The organism is Pseudomonas sp. S4_EA_1b, from assembly GCF_016307435.1.
Taxonomy (GTDB): domain Bacteria; phylum Pseudomonadota; class Gammaproteobacteria; order Pseudomonadales; family Pseudomonadaceae; genus Aquipseudomonas; species Aquipseudomonas rhodesiae.
The window spans coordinates 1-19555 of record NZ_JAEILC010000060.1 but is presented as its reverse complement, the minus strand read 5'-3'; the positions used below and the strand labels follow the sequence as shown (position 1 = coordinate 19555).

The window sequence follows — 19555 nt, the reverse complement described above, 5'->3', positions numbered from 1 at the left end:
GGCAACCTGACCCAGGAACGCCGTGGCAAAGGCCAGCAACTCGTCACCGAATACCGTTATGACAGCCAGCACCGGCTGATCGAAATCACCCGGCCTAACGGCCAAACCGCCAGCTACCGCTATGACCCGTTTGGCCGACGTATCAGCAAAACCGTCGACGGCATCACCACCGAATTTTTCTGGCAAGGCGACACACTTATCGCCGAACACCAAGCGGGCCGCCACCGCAGCTACCTCTACGAACCCGACAGCTTTCGGCCGCTGGCGCTTTTAGAAGGCTTCGGTCCAAAAGAAACACAGCCCTACCACTACCAACTCGACCACCTCGGCACACCCCAGGAACTCACCACCCCCGAGGGCGATATCGCCTGGTCCGCCCACTACCGCGCCTACGGCGAAATCGCCCGCCTCGACGTAGGCAAACTCGACAACCCACTGCGCTTCCAGGGCCAATACTTCGACGAAGAAAGCGGCCTGCACTACAACCGCCATCGCTACTACAATCCGGATATTGGTCGCTACCTGACGCCGGACCCGGTGAAGTTGGCGGGTGGGATCAATGGGTATCGGTATGTGCCTAACCCTATTGGGTGGGTGGATCCGCTGGGGTTGAACTCTTGCCCAGGTGGAGATAGTTGCAAACCGAACAGCAATGCTGAAAACTCTTTTGTAAAAACTACTGTCGACAAAAGAACACCGCTAAGCCAAATCAGCACAAACAATGCGCCTGTAATGGGCTACCACAAGGAAATTTATGCTAATAAATCTATTAAGCCGGAAGAAACCACTCAAAAATGGGAAAAGTTTCTAGGGCCTGGGCCACATTCAAACATCCATCCAAGAACGGGCACCCCTGATAGTGACAGAATAGTTTCTAGCGACGCGAAAAGAAGTATTCGTTACGGCGCTCATGAGATGAACAGTAAGCCGAGCAAACATCACTATCATGAGGAAACGTGGACGCTAGAGCTTAAAAGCAACACAATGAACGTGAATAACACAGTTGTCAGAGTCCCACTATCGAAGAAGTGAAATGAAAATACATATTACCGAAGCATTTTCTGTGAAAGGCACTTTATATGTGAAATTCCAATCGCCATCTGGAAATGCCACTGCGCTATGGAGCGGAACCGCTCCAGAGAACAATGAAATTCTGGATGTGGAATTCGATCTGGATGATGTTTTTTCCTGGGGGAAGAACATCAAGCTTTCGAACAAGAAAACACCACATATCACCACTATAAATGGCGTCACCCAAATAACGGCTGAGATGATTAAAAATCAGGATGAAGAATGTGCAGCATTAAAAATCAACGACTCAATCATCCTTATTGACCTTGAGAAACCGATAGCTGAAAAAACAGGTTGGGTTCAAGTGAGCACAGCAAGAATCCGGCTCTACCCCACGAGTATCTGAACGATACTTGAGTTCACACCACCACTATCTATCTCCAAACATAGGCGACAGCGCTTAAAACCACGTTTAGGGCTGCTACGCAGCCCAGCGCAGGGCAAGCCTGCTTACCACAACAACAGGCTCAAGTTCCCAGCAAACTTACGGGGTGGATAGATCCGCTGGGGCTGAGCTGTAAAAAAACGAACTGCCCTGAGGGGCCGTATAGCGTAATAGTGCCAAGAGGAGGTTTAGCCGCACACGAAGCTGCAGGAGGACATCTGATGGAAAAGCACGTTGGGAGAACTAACAAACAGCTGCTTGACCGTTTGAAGCAGGAACCAAACATCCCTGCGGCCTCTACCTTTCACGACCGGGCCTCAGCAGAGCTCGCCATATCAAGTGTAATCAACGAAAACAAAACTAAAATTAAAAACTTTCTCAAAGGAAGCAACAACCAGTTGGTAATCATCCAAAAGCCCAAAGAACCAATAGGCACCAGTATTAAAAAGAAAACTACAACACCAGTTCCAGGAAAAGAAATTTACTTAATCATTCGAAGAGACAAAAACATGCCCAATGGCTACCGCATCCACACAGGCTTTCCAAACCCATGAACCAAGACTACCCTGAGCTACAGCAATTTCTCGCTGGATATTTCAATCAAGATTGGGTGGATGATCACAAAAGCGCGGATGACGTAATTAATTACTTTATCTCTGACTCCTCTGAAGAGACAAAGACGATAGTGCAACGAGAACTGGACAGATTAATTTTCACTGAGAAGACCGAGAAAGAACTTGAAGACTTTTTATTTTCCGAGATGGGTTGCTACTACTATTATCTCAATGAATGGAACGATGGCAGAACATGGTTAAAACATGTTGCATCAGCATTAAGGAACGGCAACCCTAAAAAATAGCGCATTCAATGGAAAGATTTATTAATTATGGGAATATTATTTACCGTCAAATAATTAGTCTTCTATTTGCAAATCATGGGCTGCTACGCAGCCCATCGCAGGGCAAGCCTGCTCACCACAACGGTCTCGCGTTGTCTTCAGATCCCCGCCAACGCCAAATCCATCGCAAAGTACGTGAAGATCAAATCCGCCCCCGCACGCTTGATTGACCCCAGCGTCTCGCGCACTACTCGATCCTCATCAATCGCCCCCGCCTGAGCTCCAAACTTGATCATCGCGTATTCACCGCTCACCTGATACGCCGCCACTGGCAGGCGCGAGGCTTCGCGGATGTCGCGGATGATGTCGAGGTAGGCGCCGGCCGGTTTGACCATCAGCGCGTCGGCGCCTTCCTGTTCGTCGAGCAGGGATTCGCGCACGGCTTCGCGGCGGTTCATGGGGTTCATTTGGTAGCTTTTGCGGTCGCCCTTGAGCGCGCTGCCGCCGGCTTCGCGGAATGGTCCGTAGAGGGCCGAGGCGAATTTGGTGGAGTACGCCATGATCGGGATATGGGTGAAGCCGGCGTCGTCGAGGGCGCGGCGGATGGCCTGGACCTGGCCGTCCATGGCCGCCGACGGTGCAATCACATCAGCACCGGCGCGGGCGGCGGCCACGGCTTGTTTGCCGAGGTTGACCAGGGTCGCGTCGTTGTCGACGTGGGCGCCGTGCATCACGCCGCAGTGGCCGTGGTCGGTGTATTCGCAGAAGCAGGTGTCGGACATCACCACCATCTCCGGCACGGCGTCCTTGATGATCGAGGACATGCGCGAGACCAGGCCGCGTTCTTTCCAGGTGTCGCTGCCATTGGCGTCCAGATGGTGGGACACACCGAAGGTCATCACCGACTTGATGCCGGCACGGGCAAACCGCTCGATCTCGCCGGCCAGTTTTTTCTCAGGGATGCGTCGCACGCCCGGCATGCTGGTAATCGGCACGAAGTCGTCGATTTCTTCCTCGACGAAAATCGGCAGCACCAGGTTGTTGAGGGTGAACTCGGTTTCCTGGAACAGACCACGCAGCTCCGGGGAGCGGCGCAGGCGGCGTGGACGGGCTTGGGGGAACTGGCTGGTCATGGCTTTCCTGAAAAAATGGCAGAAATCTTTGGGGCGAAAGCTTATGCCCCTTGGCCCCGGCAGCACAAACGCCGAGGGGCCAACAGTGTATTGCCAGGGGCGCAATAATGTATTGATCTAGAGCTGTAGACGCCCTTCGATGCACACGGCGACAGCGCCACCGACCCAGATTTCATCGCCTTGACGTTCAACGCGAATACGCCCCGCACGCCCTATGGCCGTGCCCTGACTGACCACGTAGCATGGCGGCGCAAGCCCTTCGCTGAGCAGCCATTGCGCGACGCCCGCATTCAGGCTGCCGGTGGCCGGATCTTCCTGGGCGCCATCGCCTGCGACAAAAGCACGCACCTCAAACTGCGCGTCCACGTCGTCGCGTACCGGGTTGCACGGGGCGATCACGCCGACGGCTAACCCCAATAGCTGTGAATAGTCCGGCTGCAACGCCAGGAGCTGGTCACGATCAGCCAACATGAGCGCAAGCCACCCTGCACCATTGTCGACCCACTGACTGCGCACGATGCTGTCCGGCGGCAGCCCCAACCCCAGGCGTACACGCTCAAGCAGCGGCGCGTCGACGGCACCGGAGCGTAACAACGGCGGCGCAATAAACGCCAACTCGGCGCCTTGGCGACGGATACGCACCAGGCCGATTTCACACTCCTGGATAATCTCCTCGCCTTTGGGCACGCCGCCAGCCTGGAGCCATGCGTGGCAAGTGCCCAGCGTCGGGTGGCCGGCGAACGGCAACTCCTGCAACGTGGTAAAGATCCTTACTCGGTAGTCGGCACGAGGGTCGCGCGGAGTCAGCAAAAACGTGGTTTCACTGAGGTTCGTCCACTTGGCGAAGTCGGCCATCTGTTGGTCGCTGAGGCTGTCTGCACCGAGGACGACGGCCAGCGGGTTGCCCTTGAGCGATACGCTGCTGAATACATCCAGTTGTTTGAAATCGAAAGTCGGCATGGATCAACTCGGAATATTCAGGCCACGGATCACGGCCGGGCGTGCGACAAAACCGTCGAGCGCGCGCAGGACGTTAGGGAAATCGGCAATGCCTACCAGATCGCCGGACTCATAAAAGCCGATCAAGTTACGGATCCAAGGGAAGGTGGCGATGTCGGCGATGCTGTAGTCATCGCCCATAAGCCAGGTGCGGCCCAGCAGGCGTTTTTCCAGCACCTGCAGCAACCGCCGCGACTCGGCGGCATAGCGATCGCGGGGGCGTTTGTCTTCGTAGTCCTTACCGGCAAATTTGTTGAAGAACCCCAACTGGCCGAACATCGGGCCGATGCCGCCCATCTGGAACATCAGCCATTGGATTGTCTCGTAACGGGTGGCCGGGTCTTCGGAGAGCAACTGGCTGGTTTTTTCCGCCAGGTAAATCAGGATCGCCCCCGACTCGAACAACGCCAGCGGCTGACCGCCCGGGCCGTTGGGATCGATGATCGCGGGGATCTTGTTGTTGGGGTTCAGAGACAGGAACTCGGGGGACAATTGGTCCTGAGTTTCGAAATTGATCTTGTGCGCCTCATACGGCAGGCCCAGTTCTTCGAGCATGATCGAGACTTTGACGCCGTTGGGCGTAGGCAGCGAATACAGTTGCAAGCGTTCGGGGTGCTGTGCGGGCCATTTGCTGTTGATCGGGAATGCGGCAAGTGCGTTCATCGGGACAGTCCCTGAGGCAGAAAGCCCTCATGATAGTCATCCCCGCGCTGTCGTGCATGGGTCATCAATGCGCAACATCGCCTGGCTATTATCCCGTCCGGGCGAACCAATACGCCCCGCCGCACTCTTAAAGGCGCTCATAGGGTGAAGGGAGGCACCTGGCTAGATAGACAAGGAACACCTCGGGACGCACGTGCGTCACTGGGGCCAGGCGTGTCCGCCTTAACGCGACGCATGAAGACTCGAACCTAAAATGACGATCAAGCCTCTGCGCCTTGTGCAACGACTCAAACGCTATTCCTACATCATGTTACCGCTGCTGCTGGTCGGCGGTGCCACAGCGGCCCTCCTTGACGCGCCGGAAAGCCGCGCTCAGCCGGTGGACGGCGTGCAGACCTTGGTATTCCTGCGCCACGGCGAAAAACCCGCCGGCGGCCTGGGCCAACTCAATTGCCAGGGCCTGAACCGCGCGATGAACCTGGCCACGGTGTTGCCGGAAAAATTCGGCCCGGCGGATTTTGTGTTCGCCGCTAACCCGACGCGCAATGTCGAGGAAGGCGAGCTGGATAATTCCTACAGCTACATTCGCCCACTGATGACCATCAGCCCCAGCGCCATCAAGCTGGGCCTGCCGGTCAACATCAATTTCTCGGCCAATGACACCAGCGACCTGGCCGATGAGTTGGTCGAAGACAAATACCACAACGCCACCATCTACACCGCCTGGTCCCATGGCTATCTGCCGGAGTTGATCAACAAGGTGGCGAGTGAGGCGTCGGGCGAGAAGCACACCATCACCGACGACTGGTCCGGCAGCGACTACGACACCCTTTACGTATTGACGCTGACCTGGCACAACGGCAAGGCCTCGTTGCTGAGCCGCAACTACAAACAGGGCCTGAACGACGGCGAACAGAACTGCCCAGAGCCGACACAGGTGAGCGCCGACAGTTGACAGCGTATGATGCGCGGCTATCGACTCATCTGCGGATCATCCCCATGTCCAACCTTCTCTCCACCCAGCCCGTCCGGGGCTGGTCGTTCTGGTGGAAACCGGCGCTGTTCCTGCTGGTGGCCTGTGTCGGCCTCTACTACGTCAAGTGGTCGCCCTACTACTTCAAGGCGTTTGTGGCTGCTGACAACCACAGCATCGGCGCCTCGATTCTCAATGATCAGCAAAGCTCGCCCCTGGCGGCGGCGTTGGCCTATGCCCAGGTGTATTTCCTGGCGATCTGGAAAGCCGCAGTCCTGGCGGTAATCCTCGGTTCGCTGCTGCAAGTGCTGATCCCGCGCGACTGGCTGCTGCGCCTGTTCGGCCGGGCCGGGCTGGGCTCAACCGTACGCGGCGGGCTGTTTGCCTTGCCGGGGATGATGTGCAGCTGCTGCGCGGCGCCGGTGGCGGCGAGCATGCGTCGGCAACAGGTGTCGGTGGGCGCGGCGCTGGCGTTTTGGATCGCCAACCCGGTACTGAATCCGGCGACGCTGGTGTTCATGGGCTTTGTGCTGGGCTGGGGGTTTACCGCGCTGCGTCTGGTGGCGGGCATTGTGCTGGTGGTGGGGGTGTCGTTGGTGGCGCAGCGCATCGCACGCCCCGATCAGGTGCCGGAAGCCGCGCTGGAAGCGGTGGCCGATGTGAGCCAGGTCGAAGCCCAACCCTTTTTCAGCCGCTGGATGCGCACGTTGTGGCAGCTGTTCTGGAGCACCATTCCGGTGTACATCCTGGCCGTGCTGATCCTCGGTGCCGCGCGGGTGTGGCTGTTCCCTCACGTAGACGGAGCCATGGCCAACAGCCTGGTGTGGCTCGTACCGCTGGCGATCGTCGGCACATTGTTCGTAATTCCTACGGCGGCCGAGATCCCTATCGTTCAAACCATGATGACCCTGGGCATGGGCACCGGCCCGGCCGTGGCCTTGCTGATGACGTTGCCGAGCGTGAGCCTGCCGTCCCTGCTGATGCTGCGCAAGGATTTCGACGCGCGGGTGCTGGTAACGGTGGCCGGGCTGACCATGCTGATGGGCGTGGTGTGCGGGTTGATTGCGGTGGTGGTGCTTTAAACATGCGGTGGGGGGGGCTGAGGGCGCTATCGGGGGCAAGCCCCCTCCCACCTTTGATAGCTATCGCCTGGGCTGGGTCAACTGAGCCTTAACAGACTGGCATTAGGGCAAGCCCCCTGCCACAGGCAACGCGGCGCGATAGGCCCCGGTATCCCCCTCACTCGCGCCGCGTACTGCGCTCGCGCAAATATTCCACCACTGCCCCCTGCTCGCCCGCGAATTCGATGCGGGCGCCTTTGCTTTCGCGCTGGAAGGCGTACATCGGGTCGTAGTACTCACGCAGCAGGCCTTCGATCCAGCCACGGTGCAGGTCCACGGCGCCGCTGCGCGCCTGTTCGGCCAGGGCGTCCTGCAGAATCGCCTGCAAGCGTTGGAACCGTTCGCCCCCGAGGCGCTTGTGGATATTGGCCAGGCTCTGGGTCAGCCGCTCGCCGAACAGCGTCTGGCCCTGTTCGCCAAACGTGGCAATGAACTCGGCACACAGGTCAACCACGTAATCGCGCAGGATACGTTCGACGCGCCCTTGCAGGCTGTCTTCCAGCCACACCATCGGATACGTTTGCATGCCTTTGTGCAACGGCAACGGCAGCGCGCAACTGCCTATCATGCGGCTTTCGTCCTCCACCACGAACTGCTCGATGCCGGCCGCGCGTTTTTTCAGCAGGTCCACAGCCAGGCGATTCTCGAAGTCGATGTTGGACGGTTGCGCCGTGGCCCGTTTGCCGAAGCTGGAACCGCGGTGGTTGGCGTGGCCTTCCAGGTCCAGGGCGTTGCGCAAGTGGCCGAGGACTTCGGTCTTGCCGGTGCCGGTCATGCCGCCGAGCAACACAAAATCACACTGCTGGGTGGCTTGCTCCATGGTTTCAAGCAAAAACGTACGCATGGCTTTGTAACCCCCGCCGACGCGCGGGTAGTCGATACCGGCCTCTGTCTTGAGCCACTGCTGCACAATCTGCGAGCGCAGCCCGCCACGAAAGCAGTACAGATAGCCATCAGGATGAGCCTGAGCGAACTGCGCCCAGCGTTCGATGCGCTCAGCCTTGATCGCGCCGGATACCAGTTCATGCCCCAGCACAATGGCGGCTTGCTGGCCTTGCTGCTTGTAGCAGGTGCCGACGCGCTGGCGTTCGTCATCGGTCATCAGCGGCAGGTTGACCACGCCCGGAAAGGCGCCTTTGACGAACTCCACCGGCGCGCGGGTATCCATCATCGGCCGGTCGTTAAGGAAAATGCTGCGATAGTCGGTGATGTCAGTTGCCATCAAACCACCTCTACCGCGTGGGTCTGTCGCTCGACCAGTTCACCGATAGGCGCCAGGTTCAGGCCCAGTTCGGCGGCCACAGCGTGGAAATCGGCGTCGCCTTCGGGGGTGACCGCGATCAGCAGGCCGCCACTGGTCTGCGGGTCGCACAGCACGCGCTTGTGCAGTTCCTGCAAACGCCCGAGCTTGCTGGCGTAGCTGTCGAAGTTACGCAAGGTGCCGCCGGGCATACAGCCCTGATCCAGATAGTCCTCGATCCCCGGCAGGCGTGGGACATTGGCGTACTCGATGCGTGCGGTCAGGCCGCTGCCATCCGCCATTTCCACCAGATGCCCCAACAGGCCGAAACCGGTGACATCGGTCATGGCGGTGACGCCGGCCAGTTTACCGAAGCGGCTCCCGGGCTTGTTGAGGGTGCACATCCAGTCGCGAGCCAGGCCGATATCGGCCTCGCGCAACTTGCCCTTCTTCTCGGCCGTGGTGAGGATGCCGATGCCCAGGGGCTTGGTCAGGTAGAGCCTGCAGCCGGCGGTAGCGGTGTCGTTGCGCTTCATATGGCGCTTTTGCACGATGCCGGTGACCGCCAGGCCAAAAATCGGCTCCGGCGCGTCGATGGAGTGCCCGCCCGCCAGGGGGATACCGGCCGCATCGCAGACCGAGCGACCACCACGGATGACCTCGCGGGCCACTTCCGGGGCCAGCACATTCACCGGCCAGCCCAGGATCGCAATGGCCATCAATGGATCGCCACCCATGGCGTAGATATCACTGATGGCGTTTGTGGCGGCAATTCGACCGAAATCGAAGGGATCGTCGACGATCGGCATGAAAAAGTCGGTGGTGGAGACCACACCGCGCTCGTCGTCGATGGCGTACACCGCCGCGTCGTCCCGCGAAGCATTGCCCACCCACAGGTTGGGGTCGAGGTTCTGCGCACCGCTGCCGGCGAGGATCACTTCCAGGACCTGGGGTGAAATCTTGCAGCCACAACCCGCGCCGTGGCTGTATTGGGTAAGGCGAATCGGCTCGTTCATGCTGGACCTCAAACTATCAAGTGCGCGGATTCTACCAGACAGCAAAAGGCCGGCTGGGCTCTTATGAGCACAGCCGGCCTGTTTGTTTCAGGGTTTACTGACGCGCAGCGAGCAAACGCTTATGGCGGTTGCGCCGGGCGATATTCAGGCACTCAATGGCCGCCGAGAACGCCATGGCTGCGTACACATAGCCTTTAGGCACATGGGCGCCAAAGCCTTCGGCGATCAAGGTCATGCCGATCATGATCAGGAAGCCCAGGGCCAGCATCACCACCGTCGGGTTGTCGTTGATGAACTTGGCCAGCGGTTCGGCCGCGACCAGCATCACGATCACCGAGGTCACCACGGCAATGATCATGATCGGCAAGTGTTCGGTCATGCCCACCGCCGTGATGATGCTGTCGATGGAAAACACCAGGTCCAGCAACAGGATCTGCCCGATGGCCGCCGCAAAACCGATGGTCACGGCGTTGCTGGTGCTTTCTTTCTCTTCGGGCTCCGGGTCCATGCTGTGATGGATCTCGGTGGTAGCCTTCCACACCAGGAACAGGCCACCGGCGATCAGGATCATGTCCTTCCACGAAAACGCCTGCCCGAACACCTCGAACACCGGCGCAGTGAGCTGCACGATAAAGGCGATGGTGCTCAACAAGCCCAGGCGCAGGACCAGGGCCATGCTGATACCGATGCGCCGCGCCTTGGCCCGGTGCTTCTCCGGCAATTTGTTGGTGAGGATCGAGATAAAGATCAGGTTATCGATACCCAGCACGATTTCCATCACGATCAAGGTCGCCAGGGCGATCCACGCGGTGGGGCTGGCGGCCAGTTGTACAAGGTAATCCATAGGTCAGTCCTGGTGGTGTGCTGGAGAATTAGGTTTCTTGGCTATTCGATTCGTCGGTTTTATCCGCCTGATCGTCTTTCTTCTGCGGGTTGATCAGGCCTTGCGTGGCTTCACTCAGGGCTTGCTCGGCGGCTTTCTGAGTATCGTCGATTACCTGCTTGGCCGACTCCGAGGCCTTGCCGATCACTTGCTGCGCACTTTTTTCGACCTGATCGCAACCGCTGATCATCACCAATGAAAGCGCAAGCAACGAGGCCGCGCCGAAAGAATTGAGTTTCATGCTGTATCCCTCGTTAGAACACTTGGGTCCCAATAGTGGCCCCGCGATAGCGACGCATTCTATGCAGAGCAACACTTCAGCAAAATTCGTATTTTTCCAGCGTATACTTCGATTTTTACGAAGTGACCACTCTCATGCTCAATTATCGACAACTGCATTACTTCTGGGTCGTGGCCAAAACCGGCAGCATCGTGCGCGCATGCGAGCAATTGAACCTCACGCCCCAGACCATCAGCGGGCAACTCAGCCTGCTTGAACAGACGTTCGGCATCGCGTTGTTTCAGCGGGTCGGGCGCCAACTGGAGCTGACCGAAGCCGGGCGGCAAGCGCTGCCCTACGCCGAACAGATGTTCCAGACCGGCAATGAGTTGGAAGCCATGCTGCGCGCGCAGCCCAAGGAACAGCAGATTGTGTTTCGGGTCGGGGTGGCGGATGTGGTGCCCAAATCCATCGTTTACCGGCTGATCGCGCCGACCATGGAATTGAGCGAGCCGCTGCGTATTACCTGCCGCGAGGACAAACTCGAACGCCTGCTGGCGGATCTGGCGATCCAGCGCTTGGACCTGGTGATTTCCGACAGCCCCATGCCCACGCACCTGGATATCAAAGGCTACAGCCAGAAACTGGGAGAGTGCGGCATCAGTTTTTTCGCCACCCAGGCATTGGCCGACCGCCATACCGGCCCATTCCCACAGTGCCTGCACGGCGCGCCGCTGCTGATTCCAGGCGCGGAAACCGTAGTGCGTAGCCGCTTGCAGCGCTGGTTCGCCGAGCAGCAGATCCAGCCGAAGATCATCGGCGAGTTCGACGACAGCGCCTTGATGCAGGCGTTTGGCCAATCCGGCAGCGGGATTTTCATCGCCCCCAGCGTGATTGCCGACGAGGTGGTGCGCCAGTACGGTGTGGCGCTGATCGGCCAGACCGACGCGGTCACCGAGTCGTTCTATGCGATCTCGGTGGAGCGCAAGGTCAAGCACCCGGGCATCGTGGCGATTACCGAAGGCGCGCGGCGCGAATTGTTCACTGCCCTGCCCTGACCGCTCAGGCGTTGGACGCCACCGGCTGCCTGGCGGTCATCAGCCACAGCGCCAGCAGGATCGACACCAGGATAAACCCAGACGCCGCGAACCCCAGGCTGCCGAGGCCGAAGGTATCGATCACATGACCACCGACCATCGCCCCCAAGCCGATGCCCAGGTTTGCCCCGGCAATGTTCAGCGACGCGGCGAACGCCGGCGCATGGGGCGCGGCCTTCATCAGCCGCACATGGCTGACCAGAAACAGCGCCGCCTGGGTCACACCCCACACCGCCATCGCCGCCGCCAGACCGATGGTGGAATGAATGGCCGGCACCAGCGCGACCATGCCCGCGATCATAAACCCGCAGAACACCATGGATGCGATCAACGGATGGCGATCCACCGCACGGCCGCCCAAGGCATTGCCAAGCAAGCCCACCGCGCCAAAGCCCATCAGACACCAGCCCACCAACGTGCCATCGAAGCCGGCCAGGCGTTCAAGGATGTCCGCCAGGTAGGTATAGGCAGTGAACATACCGCTGAATACCAGGATCGACAGCAGGATATGGCCCTGCATCAAGGGGTTGCGCAGGATCTTGAACTGCGAGCGCAGACTCACTTGATCATTCTTCGGCCGGGTTACCGGCAGGTAGATGAACAACAGCAAGGCCTTGGCCAGGGCCACCACCGCCAGAATGGCGAACGCCGTGCGCCAGCCGAACGCATCGGAAATCAACGTGCCCACTGGGATGCCAAACACCGTGGCGCAGACGATGCCGAAACCGATCTTCTCAATGGCGCGCCCGGCATAGTCCGGGCCGACGATGTCCACCGCCGTCTCGCTTGCCAAGGCCCAGAACACCGGCAAGCCCAGGGCCGGGATCAGTCGTGCCAATGCCATCACCCAGATATTCGGCGCCAGCGCGGCCACGGCGTTGGCCGCGCCGAACAGAATCAGAATGCTGATAAACAGACGCTTGTGTGGGAAACGCGCGCAATAGGCCGTCAGAAACGGCCCGAACGCCGCCACGGTAAACGCAAACAAGGTCACCAACAGCCCGGCTTGGGACACGCTGACATTCAGGTCGCGGGCAATCGATGGCAGCAGCCCGACAATGATGAATTCCGTGGTCAGCACGGTAAAACCGGCGGCCGACAGCAGCAGGATGGGAAACAGCATGAAAACTCCAGAAACAACGACATCAACGACAGCCCGAAGGGCCCGCTGACGGATAGGAAAGGTGAGAGGCCAGAAGCTTAACAGAGTATGTCCGGCTTTGGCCAAAGCGGGTGACGCGATGCCGCAGCCGCCGGAGCACGCACCACAGCATGCTAGACTTCGCGCCCTGCTTCCTACAGCCCCTTCTGCTCATGGGGCTGCGCACATTAAAAAAACTAGAGACAACCTCTTTATGACTGCTGCCCCTTCGCTCCTTAAACGCCTGACCCGCGTCAGCCTGGTCACGCAAATCGTCATCGGCTTGATCGCCGGGATTCTCCTGGCATTGCTACTGCCCGAAGCAGCCAAAGCCACCGGGTTTATCGGCAAGGTGTTCGTCACCGCGCTCAAGGCCGTGGCGCCGATTCTGGTGTTTGTGCTGGTAATGGCGTCGATCGCCAACCATAAGCACGGCCAGGAAACCCATATTCGCCCAATCCTGTTCCTGTATTTGCTCGGCACGTTCGCCGCCGCCGTGGTCGCGGTGGTCGCCAGCATGTGGTTCCCGTCAACACTGGTGTTGGCCACCCATGACGCCACAGTGAGCGCGCCCGGCGGTATCGGCGAAGTTTTGCAAAGCCTGTTGCTGAGCGTGGTGGACAATCCGGTAAGCGCGCTGATGAATGCCAATTTCATCGGCATCCTGGCCTGGGCCATTGGCATGGGCATCGCGATCCGGCATGCCGGCGAAACTACCCGCACTGTGCTCGATGACCTGTCCAACGGCGTGACCTTGATTGTGCGCGTGGTGATTCGCTTTGCGCCGCTGGGCATTTTCGGCCTGGTGGCCTCCACCTTGGCCACCTCCGGGTTCAGCGCCCTGCTCGGCTACGCCCATCTGCTGGTGGTGCTGATCGGCTGCATGCTGTTCGTCGCGCTGGTGATCAACCCGGCCATTGTGTTCTGGAAACTGCGCGGCAACCCGTACCCGCTGGTACTGCTGTGCCTGCGCGAAAGCGGCATCACTGCGTTCTTCACCCGCAGCTCGGCGGCGAACATTCCAGTCAACCTTGCATTGAGCGAGCGCCTCGGCCTGCATGAGGACACCTATTCGGTGTCGATCCCGCTGGGCGCCACCATCAACATGGCCGGCGCCGCGATCACCATCACCGTGCTGAGCCTGGCCGCCGTGCACACACTGGGCATCAGTGTCGACCTGCCGACCGCCGTGTTACTCAGCGTGGTCGCGGCCATTTGTGCCTGCGGCGCCTCGGGCGTGGCCGGCGGTTCGTTGTTGCTGATTCCCCTGGCGTGCAGCCTGTTCGGCATCCCGAGTGAGATCGCCATGCAGGTGGTCGCCGTAGGTTTCATCATCGGTGTACTGCAGGATTCGGCGGAAACCGCGCTCAATTCGTCCACCGATGTGCTGTTCACTGCGGCAGCGTGCCTGGGCAAACAAAGATAACCGATCCCCCGGGACGGCCTGTTCAAGGGCTGTCCCGGGGCGAAAGCATCAAGCACTGGTGCTATCAGGACTGAAGCCTTCAAGCGGTATGCCAAACCGCGAACGGGTTGTCCGATCATAGCCGTACCATTTCCCGGTTATTTCATCCAACTGAGCCGTGATACGTATTGAGTCGCCGAGAGTATTTGTATAAGTGCCGACGGTGACGCCATCTTTTTTATCCTGATGAGCCCGGTCCACACCGCGATTCGCCGCAATGATGCGCCAGGTGGAGGTCCCTTTGCCCCATGCCGACTGCCACCAAGGCAGGCCTCTGGAGACGATGGCTTTTCCTCCGGCAAACGGGTTGGCCGCGCTGATCGCACCCCGTGTCAGGATGCCGCCAGCCCGGCCTGAAAGCCCGGGGCCCAGCCTCGCGATTTTAGCCCCTGCGAAAATGCCTCCCACCGCAAACCCCAACACGTCAAATGCCAGAAAACCAAGCCCCTCGCCTACCTTTCCCTTTTGAAACCTGTCGATAGCGGACGCAAAAGGCACCAAGGTCCGGGTCACCGCCTGTATCTCTTCAAACACCGTCACTTCGGTATCGAATGTGGTGATGCCTCTGGCTTTCTGGACTAGCACTTCTCGCTCTCCGGGCTTGAAGATATTGCTCAGCACGGTATCGGTGATGTACTGAGTCCGGTCAGACGTGAAGGTTTGCACAGGCCCCGGGGCCTTTTCCCGTGCACGTCGTTTCTGCTGTGCCTCTTCTCCATCTGCCACCACTTCGCGAATCGACGGGCGGCTGTAGATTCGCCTGACGCCAGGATTGGCTCGCTCAGTCAAGGGACCGGACCATTCACCCTTCAGACCCGGTTTCAGGTCGCCCGTCAAATCAGTGCGCTTGCGGATATAACCCTGCTGGGGGTTGACCTCATAGACCGTTTTGGTTGCCCCATACTTCGTGACGAACAATAACGAACGGCTATCAGCGGGCTGCTCACTCACCCTTTTTTCAGGCCCCCGATACTTTCCCCAACTCTCACGACTCGAGGTGGTTTTTTCTTCGGCATAAACGCTCAGCTCGCCATACTCCAGGGCTTCTCTGTCCTGCACAGGCAGTTGGGACATCAAGTGTTTGACCGTGACACCCATGGCCTCCTGGAGCGCGTCGTAGTAGTCGGAGACTTCCTTTTCATAGTTGTCGATGGGCGGAATGCGCCGGAACGTTTCGAACATGTCAGCAAAGGGCACTGCAGGGTCAGTGGAGTACCAGCGGGTATGCAATTGCGGTTCGAGATAAATATCCAGAATCGAATAAGGCCCCCGCAAATACTGATGAGCCTCGGTGGGCATCAGCACCTTGGCTTCAAAATCGACATTAGGGAATTTCCCCGACAAATGCTCCTTGAGGATCTGCAGCGCCTTTTCCTTACGGGGCACTAATGGCTCACGTTGCGCGTCGGAGGCTTTTTTCAGGGTCTCCAAGCGTTCGCTGGAGAGCGTGCGCGCCCTCTCAATTTCGTCGTCCGTGTAATTGTTGTCATCGCGCTTTGCAATTGCACCGTCCGCTACGGCCCAGTGGATCAACGCCTCCCGCCCCGCCAAGGCTTCCACGTCTCTTTCGGCGCTGCTAACGGGCTCAAGGTCGTTCTTGACCAACGCCTCATAGGTCTGCCCTGCTGCCGAGCCAGGCGTGTGGAAGTTGGCCTTGGCGACGATGGCTTTGAGGCCAACCCATCCCGGCGAACCATAGGTGATAGAAGCTGGAACGTCTTTGACCAGCAGCTCTGGCGCGTGGTGTGACAGTAACAAATACGCTACGACTGGCGCGTTTCGGCCGTAGGTCTGCGCCAGATGGTCAGTCAGCCCTTTCACCACCGACGACAAGGGTTTACCCCAATTATCGCGCTGGGACAGATCATAGCCGGCCAGCTTGTTTTTTTCGTTTGGATGCATCACCGAATGGCCATTGGCCCCCACCTGAAGCATTGAAAGCAGCCAATCCTGAGGACTGCCGGCCCCGTTGAACCGCGCCCGCAGCTGCTCACCTACCGTTCGTGCGGCCGGTGCATTGATCATGTTCAGCAGGGCGGTGCGCGGATCCTTCAGCTCGGCATTTGACCATTGATGGCGTTGAAGCATCAGCACCGCTCCGTTATTCGTCGCCGGCAGTTCACCGTGCTGGAGCGAACGATACACGTCGGAGCTGGAAGCCTCGTGAATCGCTTTTTGGGTGGATTGATCAAGGGGAATTGGCCAAGACAACCCACCGCCCAGATCGCCGGATGGCAACGGCGAGGACCGATAAAGGCGGAACACGGCCCCGCTCATATTCCGCACCTCGGCCATCGTGGTCGGTCGCTCCCAGCCAAGGCCATCAATGAAATCTAAAAGATTCACGCGCTGCCCGGCCTTTGACTCGTTATTGAGTTGAAAGCCGGAATCAGGGTCCAGTTGGATCCATTGACTGCGCAAATAATTGGTGAACCCTTGGGCGCGGTCGTAAGGCCGGCCCCCCGGATATCGGTAAGCATGCAAAGCCGCCTGTTCATCCAGATACTTGTCGCCCTTCACGTACACGTTCAGCAACCCATGCACGAACTTCTCAAGGTCGCGTCGATTGCCCGCATCGCGTTTATCGGCGCTCTGCGCCTGTTCAGTGCTTCCTTCATTTGCTTCCGAGGTCGGGGTTTGGCCCACCGCCGTTGCCTCGCCCGACGCCTCTCGCCGGACACGGGTGGTCGGGCCGGGCAAAACCGAAGAGGCGCCCTGGCTATCCAGCACAGGCGAGGACGTGTGCGACGAAGAAAAACGCGATACAGCAGCTGACAGGTGGGGCGTCGTGATCATCTAAAGCCTCTCATACACTCACGGGGATTGGGGGGAGGCACATGCCTCATCGCCTGGTGAGTGCCGCGGCAGAAAGACTTGGTTCACCGCCCTTCTGTAACCTTTTCCGACAAGGTCAGGGAATTCATAACCGCCACCCATAAAAAAACCCGGTGCCGTTCAACGTGGAACGACACCGGGCTTTTTTGACGCTTGAGCTTAGAAAGCGCCCATGTAGTCGCGCTTGCCCACTTCCACGCCGTTGTGACGCAGCAGCGCATACGCGGTGGTGACGTGGAAGAAGAACTGCGGCAGGCCGTATGTCAGCAAGTAGGACTGGCCGCTGAAGCGCTTCTCTTTCGGGGTGCCTGGACGGGTGACGATTTCGATGCCTTCCTTGCCGTCGATTTGCTCGGCCTTGAGGGTGTCGATAAAGGCCAGCACCTTGGCGATCAGGGCTTGCAGGTCGGCGAAGGTCACTTCGTTGTCGTCATATTTAGGCACTTCGATCTCGGCCAGGCGCGCAGAAACGCCCTTGGCGAAGTCGACGGCGATCTGCACCTGGCGCACCAGCGGGAACATGTCAGGAAACAGACGCGCTTGCAGCAAGGCATTGGGCTCGATGTTCTTGGCCGTAGCGTGGGCTTCGGCCTTGTTCAGCACATCGCTCAGGGCGTTGAGCATTTGTTTGAACACAGGAACGGAGGCGGCGTACAGGGAAATAGTCATGGCACTCTCATCGGTAATGGCGGGGTTGCAACCAGCGGCGATTATAGCCATGCCCGCTGCTTGTCTTTTATTTTTTCAGGGATAGGCTAAGGACCTTCACTGCATAGGGAACGCGCGATGACCGCCGAGCACGACACCGATACCCCTGAGCCGCGCCTGAACAGCACGGAAATCCGCCTGCTGGGCTGCCTGATCGAAAAACAGGCGACCAACCCGGAAACCTACCCCCTGACCCTCAACGCTCTGGTACTGGCCTGCAACCAGAAAACCAGCCGCGAGCCGGTGATGAACCTCAGCCAGGGCCAGGTGGGCCAGAGCTTGCGTGCGCTGGAAGGCCAAGGCTTCACTCGCCTGGTGATGGGCAGCCGTGCCGACCGCTGGGAACATCGGGTGGACAAGGCGCTGGAACTGGTGCCGGCCCAGGTGATCCTGATCGGGCTGTTGTTCCTGCGCGGCCCGCAGACGGTCAACGAACTGCTCACTCGCAGCGCTCGCATGCATGATTTCGAGGATACCGAACAGGTCGTGCACCAGCTCGAACGCCTGATCGCCCGTGGGCTGGCGGTGCTGGTGCCGCGTCAGGCTGGGCAGCGGGAAGACCGTTACACCCATGCGCTGGGCGATCCGGCGGATATCGAGGCGATTATCGCGGCGCGGGCAAGCCCGGTGGAGCGTGGCACCAGCGGGGTGTCCGCCGAACGTATCGAAGAGCTGGAAGCGCGAATCGCCGCGCTGGAGGAACGCTTGGCACAGTTGGAACAGGCCTGAATAGGTGTGGCCGGGGGCCCGATGGCAGTGAGCCAGCCAACACCCTCATCGCCTGATAGACCTATATCGGGGGCAAGCTGAACTGGCCTAATGATTTTGGACACTTCAATCGGGCGCTATGATGGCGCCCAAATCTGAGGTGTTTGGATATGCGTAAATCTTATTCGAGTGAGTTCAAGCTCAAGGCTGCCAGCATGGTGCTGGACGAAGGCCAGCCGGTTACCGAGGTGTGTGCCAGTTTGGATATAGGCCCTACCGCCTTGCGTCGTTGGGTCGATCAGGTACGCAAAGAGCGTTTGGGCTCGACGCCGGTAGGCGCCAAGGCGATTACCGCCGACCAGCGAGAAATTCAGAGGCTCAAAGCCCTGCTCAGGGAGAAAGACCTGGACATCGAAATCCTAAAAAAGGCCAGTGCTCTCCTGCTTTTGGACGCCAAAGATCATTCACGCTGATCGATGAGTTGGACGAGCAGTACGGCGTTAATCGGTGTTGCCGGGCGTTCGGCGTCAACCGCAGCAGCTTTTACGCTTGGCGTCAGCGCCAAGGTAAGGCTAACCCTCAGCGAGAGCAGCTTAAAGCCGCGCTGGTCAAGCATCACAAGGCATCGCGAGCTTCTGCGGGAGCGAGGACTTTGGCGAAGGAGCTGCAACAGAAAGGGCATCGCATCGGCCGGTACTTGGCTCGCAGTTTGATGCGCGAAGCGGGGATCGCCAGCCGCCAGCGCCGACGCCATAAGTACAAATCGTCCGGCGTAGAAGCTTTGGTGGCACCGCACGTGCTCAAGCGTGAGTTTGATGTCACGGCGGTCAATCAGGTGTGGTGTGGCGACGTGACGTACATCAAGGTCGGCAAGCGGTGGCTGTATTTCGCTGCGATTCTGGATTTGTTCGCCCGTCGGATCGTGGGCTGGTCGTTTTCGATGATTTCCGATGCCACGCTGACCTGCGAGGCTTTGCGGATGGCGGTTGAGCTCAGAGGTCGTCCTAAAGAGGTGCTGTTTCATTCAGACCAAGGCTGTCAGGGCGGATTCAACCGGTC

21 protein-coding genes are annotated in these 19555 nt (G+C 59.1%); 11 read left to right on the top strand and 10 right to left on the bottom strand.

Annotation, left to right across the window (positions count from 1 at the left end):
* The 4 genes from YA0848_RS19490 to YA0848_RS19475 form a co-directional block, all read left to right on the top strand.
* A partial coding sequence (locus tag YA0848_RS19490) for an RHS repeat domain-containing protein (RefSeq protein WP_198731398.1) occupies positions 1-1032 on the top strand: 1032 nt, incomplete at its 5' end.
* Position 1033: 1 nt separating this feature from the next.
* Positions 1034-1417, top strand: coding sequence for a hypothetical protein (locus YA0848_RS19485; RefSeq protein ID WP_052202182.1), 384 nt, complete (start codon positions 1034-1036; stop codon positions 1415-1417).
* Between the two features lie 260 nt (positions 1418-1677).
* The gene (locus YA0848_RS19480; RefSeq protein ID WP_034096871.1) at positions 1678-2010 is read left to right on the top strand and encodes an RNase A-like domain-containing protein; all 333 of its coding nucleotides are present in this window, start codon (positions 1678-1680) and stop codon (positions 2008-2010) included.
* A complete protein-coding gene (locus YA0848_RS19475) occupies positions 2007-2315 on the top strand; it encodes a contact-dependent growth inhibition system immunity protein (RefSeq protein ID WP_169903962.1) in 309 nt (102 codons plus the stop codon). Before YA0848_RS19480 ends, YA0848_RS19475 begins: the two co-directional genes overlap by 4 nt.
* A gap of 137 nt (positions 2316-2452) precedes the next feature.
* Here the strand turns inward: YA0848_RS19475 and hemB are convergent, their stop codons facing one another.
* From hemB to YA0848_RS19460, 3 genes are all read right to left on the bottom strand, one after another.
* Positions 2453-3427, bottom strand: a complete 975-nt coding sequence (gene hemB / locus YA0848_RS19470) for a porphobilinogen synthase (RefSeq protein ID WP_169903961.1) — start codon at positions 3425-3427, stop codon at positions 2453-2455.
* Positions 3428-3544: 117 nt separating this feature from the next.
* Positions 3545-4387: a PhzF family phenazine biosynthesis protein gene (locus tag YA0848_RS19465; RefSeq protein WP_169903960.1), complete on the bottom strand. Its 843-nt coding sequence runs from the start codon at positions 4385-4387 to the stop codon at positions 3545-3547.
* Between the two features lie 3 nt (positions 4388-4390).
* Positions 4391-5089: a glutathione S-transferase N-terminal domain-containing protein gene (locus YA0848_RS19460; protein WP_034096867.1), complete on the bottom strand. Its 699-nt coding sequence runs from the start codon at positions 5087-5089 to the stop codon at positions 4391-4393.
* A gap of 253 nt (positions 5090-5342) precedes the next feature.
* On the opposite strand from YA0848_RS19460, the gene YA0848_RS19455 reads away from it, so the two are divergent.
* Both YA0848_RS19455 and YA0848_RS19450 read left to right on the top strand, forming a co-directional pair.
* Positions 5343-6044, top strand: a complete 702-nt coding sequence (locus YA0848_RS19455; protein ID WP_034096866.1) for a hypothetical protein — start codon at positions 5343-5345, stop codon at positions 6042-6044.
* A gap of 44 nt (positions 6045-6088) precedes the next feature.
* The gene (locus tag YA0848_RS19450; protein ID WP_034096865.1) at positions 6089-7144 is read left to right on the top strand and encodes a permease; all 1056 of its coding nucleotides are present in this window, start codon (positions 6089-6091) and stop codon (positions 7142-7144) included.
* Between the two features lie 157 nt (positions 7145-7301).
* On the opposite strand, the gene mnmH is transcribed toward YA0848_RS19450, so the two are convergent.
* The 4 genes from mnmH to YA0848_RS19430 all read right to left on the bottom strand — a co-directional run bounded on the left by mnmH (position 7302) and on the right by YA0848_RS19430 (position 10563).
* Positions 7302-8405 carry a tRNA 2-selenouridine(34) synthase MnmH gene (gene mnmH, locus YA0848_RS19445; RefSeq protein WP_040267880.1) on the bottom strand — a complete coding sequence of 368 codons (1104 nt, stop codon included), beginning with the start codon at positions 8403-8405 and terminating at the stop codon, positions 7302-7304.
* The gene (gene selD, locus YA0848_RS19440; RefSeq protein ID WP_034112891.1) at positions 8405-9439 is read right to left on the bottom strand and encodes a selenide, water dikinase SelD; all 1035 of its coding nucleotides are present in this window, start codon (positions 9437-9439) and stop codon (positions 8405-8407) included. The genes mnmH and selD overlap by 1 nt, the downstream gene beginning before the upstream one ends.
* Before the next feature lie 94 nt (positions 9440-9533).
* Entirely contained in the window at positions 9534-10283 is a 750-nt protein-coding gene (locus YA0848_RS19435; RefSeq protein WP_034112889.1) for a TerC family protein, read from the bottom strand.
* A 28-nt stretch (positions 10284-10311) separates the two neighbouring features.
* Positions 10312-10563 (bottom strand): hypothetical protein, encoded by a 252-nt coding sequence (locus YA0848_RS19430; protein ID WP_034112887.1) that lies wholly within the window; start codon positions 10561-10563, stop codon positions 10312-10314.
* A gap of 134 nt (positions 10564-10697) precedes the next feature.
* Here YA0848_RS19430 and nhaR point away from each other — a divergent pair, with 134 nt between their 5' ends.
* Positions 10698-11600 (top strand): transcriptional activator NhaR, encoded by a 903-nt coding sequence (gene nhaR / locus YA0848_RS19425; protein WP_034096860.1) that lies wholly within the window; start codon positions 10698-10700, stop codon positions 11598-11600.
* A 4-nt stretch (positions 11601-11604) separates the two neighbouring features.
* Here the strand turns inward: nhaR and YA0848_RS19420 are convergent, their stop codons facing one another.
* Positions 11605-12762: an MFS transporter gene (locus YA0848_RS19420; RefSeq protein ID WP_169903958.1), complete on the bottom strand. Its 1158-nt coding sequence runs from the start codon at positions 12760-12762 to the stop codon at positions 11605-11607.
* 232 nt (positions 12763-12994) lie between these two features.
* Between YA0848_RS19420 and sstT the strand changes: the two genes are divergently transcribed.
* On the top strand, positions 12995-14206 hold the full coding sequence (gene sstT, locus YA0848_RS19415; RefSeq protein WP_034112883.1) for a serine/threonine transporter SstT: 1212 nt from the start codon (positions 12995-12997) through the stop codon (positions 14204-14206).
* Positions 14207-14254: 48 nt separating this feature from the next.
* Here sstT and YA0848_RS19410 read toward each other — a convergent pair whose 3' ends face one another.
* Both YA0848_RS19410 and YA0848_RS19405 read right to left on the bottom strand, forming a co-directional pair.
* Positions 14255-17041: a hypothetical protein gene (locus YA0848_RS19410; protein WP_198712582.1), complete on the bottom strand. Its 2787-nt coding sequence runs from the start codon at positions 17039-17041 to the stop codon at positions 14255-14257.
* A 198-nt stretch (positions 17042-17239) separates the two neighbouring features.
* Entirely contained in the window at positions 17240-17749 is a 510-nt protein-coding gene (locus YA0848_RS19405; RefSeq protein ID WP_034096857.1) for a DUF1993 domain-containing protein, read from the bottom strand.
* A gap of 117 nt (positions 17750-17866) precedes the next feature.
* On the opposite strand from YA0848_RS19405, the gene YA0848_RS19400 reads away from it, so the two are divergent.
* From YA0848_RS19400 to YA0848_RS19395, 3 genes are all read left to right on the top strand, one after another.
* Entirely contained in the window at positions 17867-18517 is a 651-nt protein-coding gene (locus YA0848_RS19400; RefSeq protein WP_169869101.1) for a YceH family protein, read from the top strand.
* A gap of 149 nt (positions 18518-18666) precedes the next feature.
* Complete coding sequence (locus YA0848_RS36085; RefSeq protein WP_040267329.1) at positions 18667-18969, top strand: transposase; 303 nt, start codon at positions 18667-18669, stop codon at positions 18967-18969.
* An 8-nt stretch (positions 18970-18977) separates the two neighbouring features.
* A partial coding sequence (locus YA0848_RS19395) for an IS3 family transposase (protein WP_232925143.1) occupies positions 18978-19555 on the top strand: 578 nt, incomplete at its 3' end.

Bases quoted from the DNA above. Each gene is read 5' to 3' on its own strand.
- YA0848_RS19485 (WP_052202182.1), top strand. From the start codon at position 1,034: ATGAAAATACATATTACCGAAGCATTTTCTGTGAAAGGCACTTTATAT.
- YA0848_RS19480 (WP_034096871.1), top strand. From the start codon at position 1,678: ATGGAAAAGCACGTTGGGAGAACTAACAAACAGCTGCTTGACCGTTTG.
- YA0848_RS19475 (WP_169903962.1), top strand. From the start codon at position 2,007: ATGAACCAAGACTACCCTGAGCTACAGCAATTTCTCGCTGGATATTTC.
- hemB (WP_169903961.1), bottom strand. From the start codon at position 3,427: ATGACCAGCCAGTTCCCCCAAGCCCGTCCACGCCGCCTGCGCCGCTCC.
- YA0848_RS19465 (WP_169903960.1), bottom strand. From the start codon at position 4,387: ATGCCGACTTTCGATTTCAAACAACTGGATGTATTCAGCAGCGTATCG.
- YA0848_RS19460 (WP_034096867.1), bottom strand. From the start codon at position 5,089: ATGAACGCACTTGCCGCATTCCCGATCAACAGCAAATGGCCCGCACAG.
- YA0848_RS19455 (WP_034096866.1), top strand. From the start codon at position 5,343: ATGACGATCAAGCCTCTGCGCCTTGTGCAACGACTCAAACGCTATTCC.
- YA0848_RS19450 (WP_034096865.1), top strand. From the start codon at position 6,089: ATGTCCAACCTTCTCTCCACCCAGCCCGTCCGGGGCTGGTCGTTCTGG.
- mnmH (WP_040267880.1), bottom strand. From the start codon at position 8,405: ATGGCAACTGACATCACCGACTATCGCAGCATTTTCCTTAACGACCGG.
- selD (WP_034112891.1), bottom strand. From the start codon at position 9,439: ATGAACGAGCCGATTCGCCTTACCCAATACAGCCACGGCGCGGGTTGT.
- YA0848_RS19435 (WP_034112889.1), bottom strand. From the start codon at position 10,283: ATGGATTACCTTGTACAACTGGCCGCCAGCCCCACCGCGTGGATCGCC.
- YA0848_RS19430 (WP_034112887.1), bottom strand. From the start codon at position 10,563: ATGAAACTCAATTCTTTCGGCGCGGCCTCGTTGCTTGCGCTTTCATTG.
- nhaR (WP_034096860.1), top strand. From the start codon at position 10,698: ATGCTCAATTATCGACAACTGCATTACTTCTGGGTCGTGGCCAAAACC.
- YA0848_RS19420 (WP_169903958.1), bottom strand. From the start codon at position 12,762: ATGCTGTTTCCCATCCTGCTGCTGTCGGCCGCCGGTTTTACCGTGCTG.
- sstT (WP_034112883.1), top strand. From the start codon at position 12,995: ATGACTGCTGCCCCTTCGCTCCTTAAACGCCTGACCCGCGTCAGCCTG.
- YA0848_RS19410 (WP_198712582.1), bottom strand. From the start codon at position 17,041: ATGATCACGACGCCCCACCTGTCAGCTGCTGTATCGCGTTTTTCTTCG.
- YA0848_RS19405 (WP_034096857.1), bottom strand. From the start codon at position 17,749: ATGACTATTTCCCTGTACGCCGCCTCCGTTCCTGTGTTCAAACAAATG.
- YA0848_RS19400 (WP_169869101.1), top strand. From the start codon at position 17,867: ATGACCGCCGAGCACGACACCGATACCCCTGAGCCGCGCCTGAACAGC.
- YA0848_RS36085 (WP_040267329.1), top strand. From the start codon at position 18,667: ATGCGTAAATCTTATTCGAGTGAGTTCAAGCTCAAGGCTGCCAGCATG.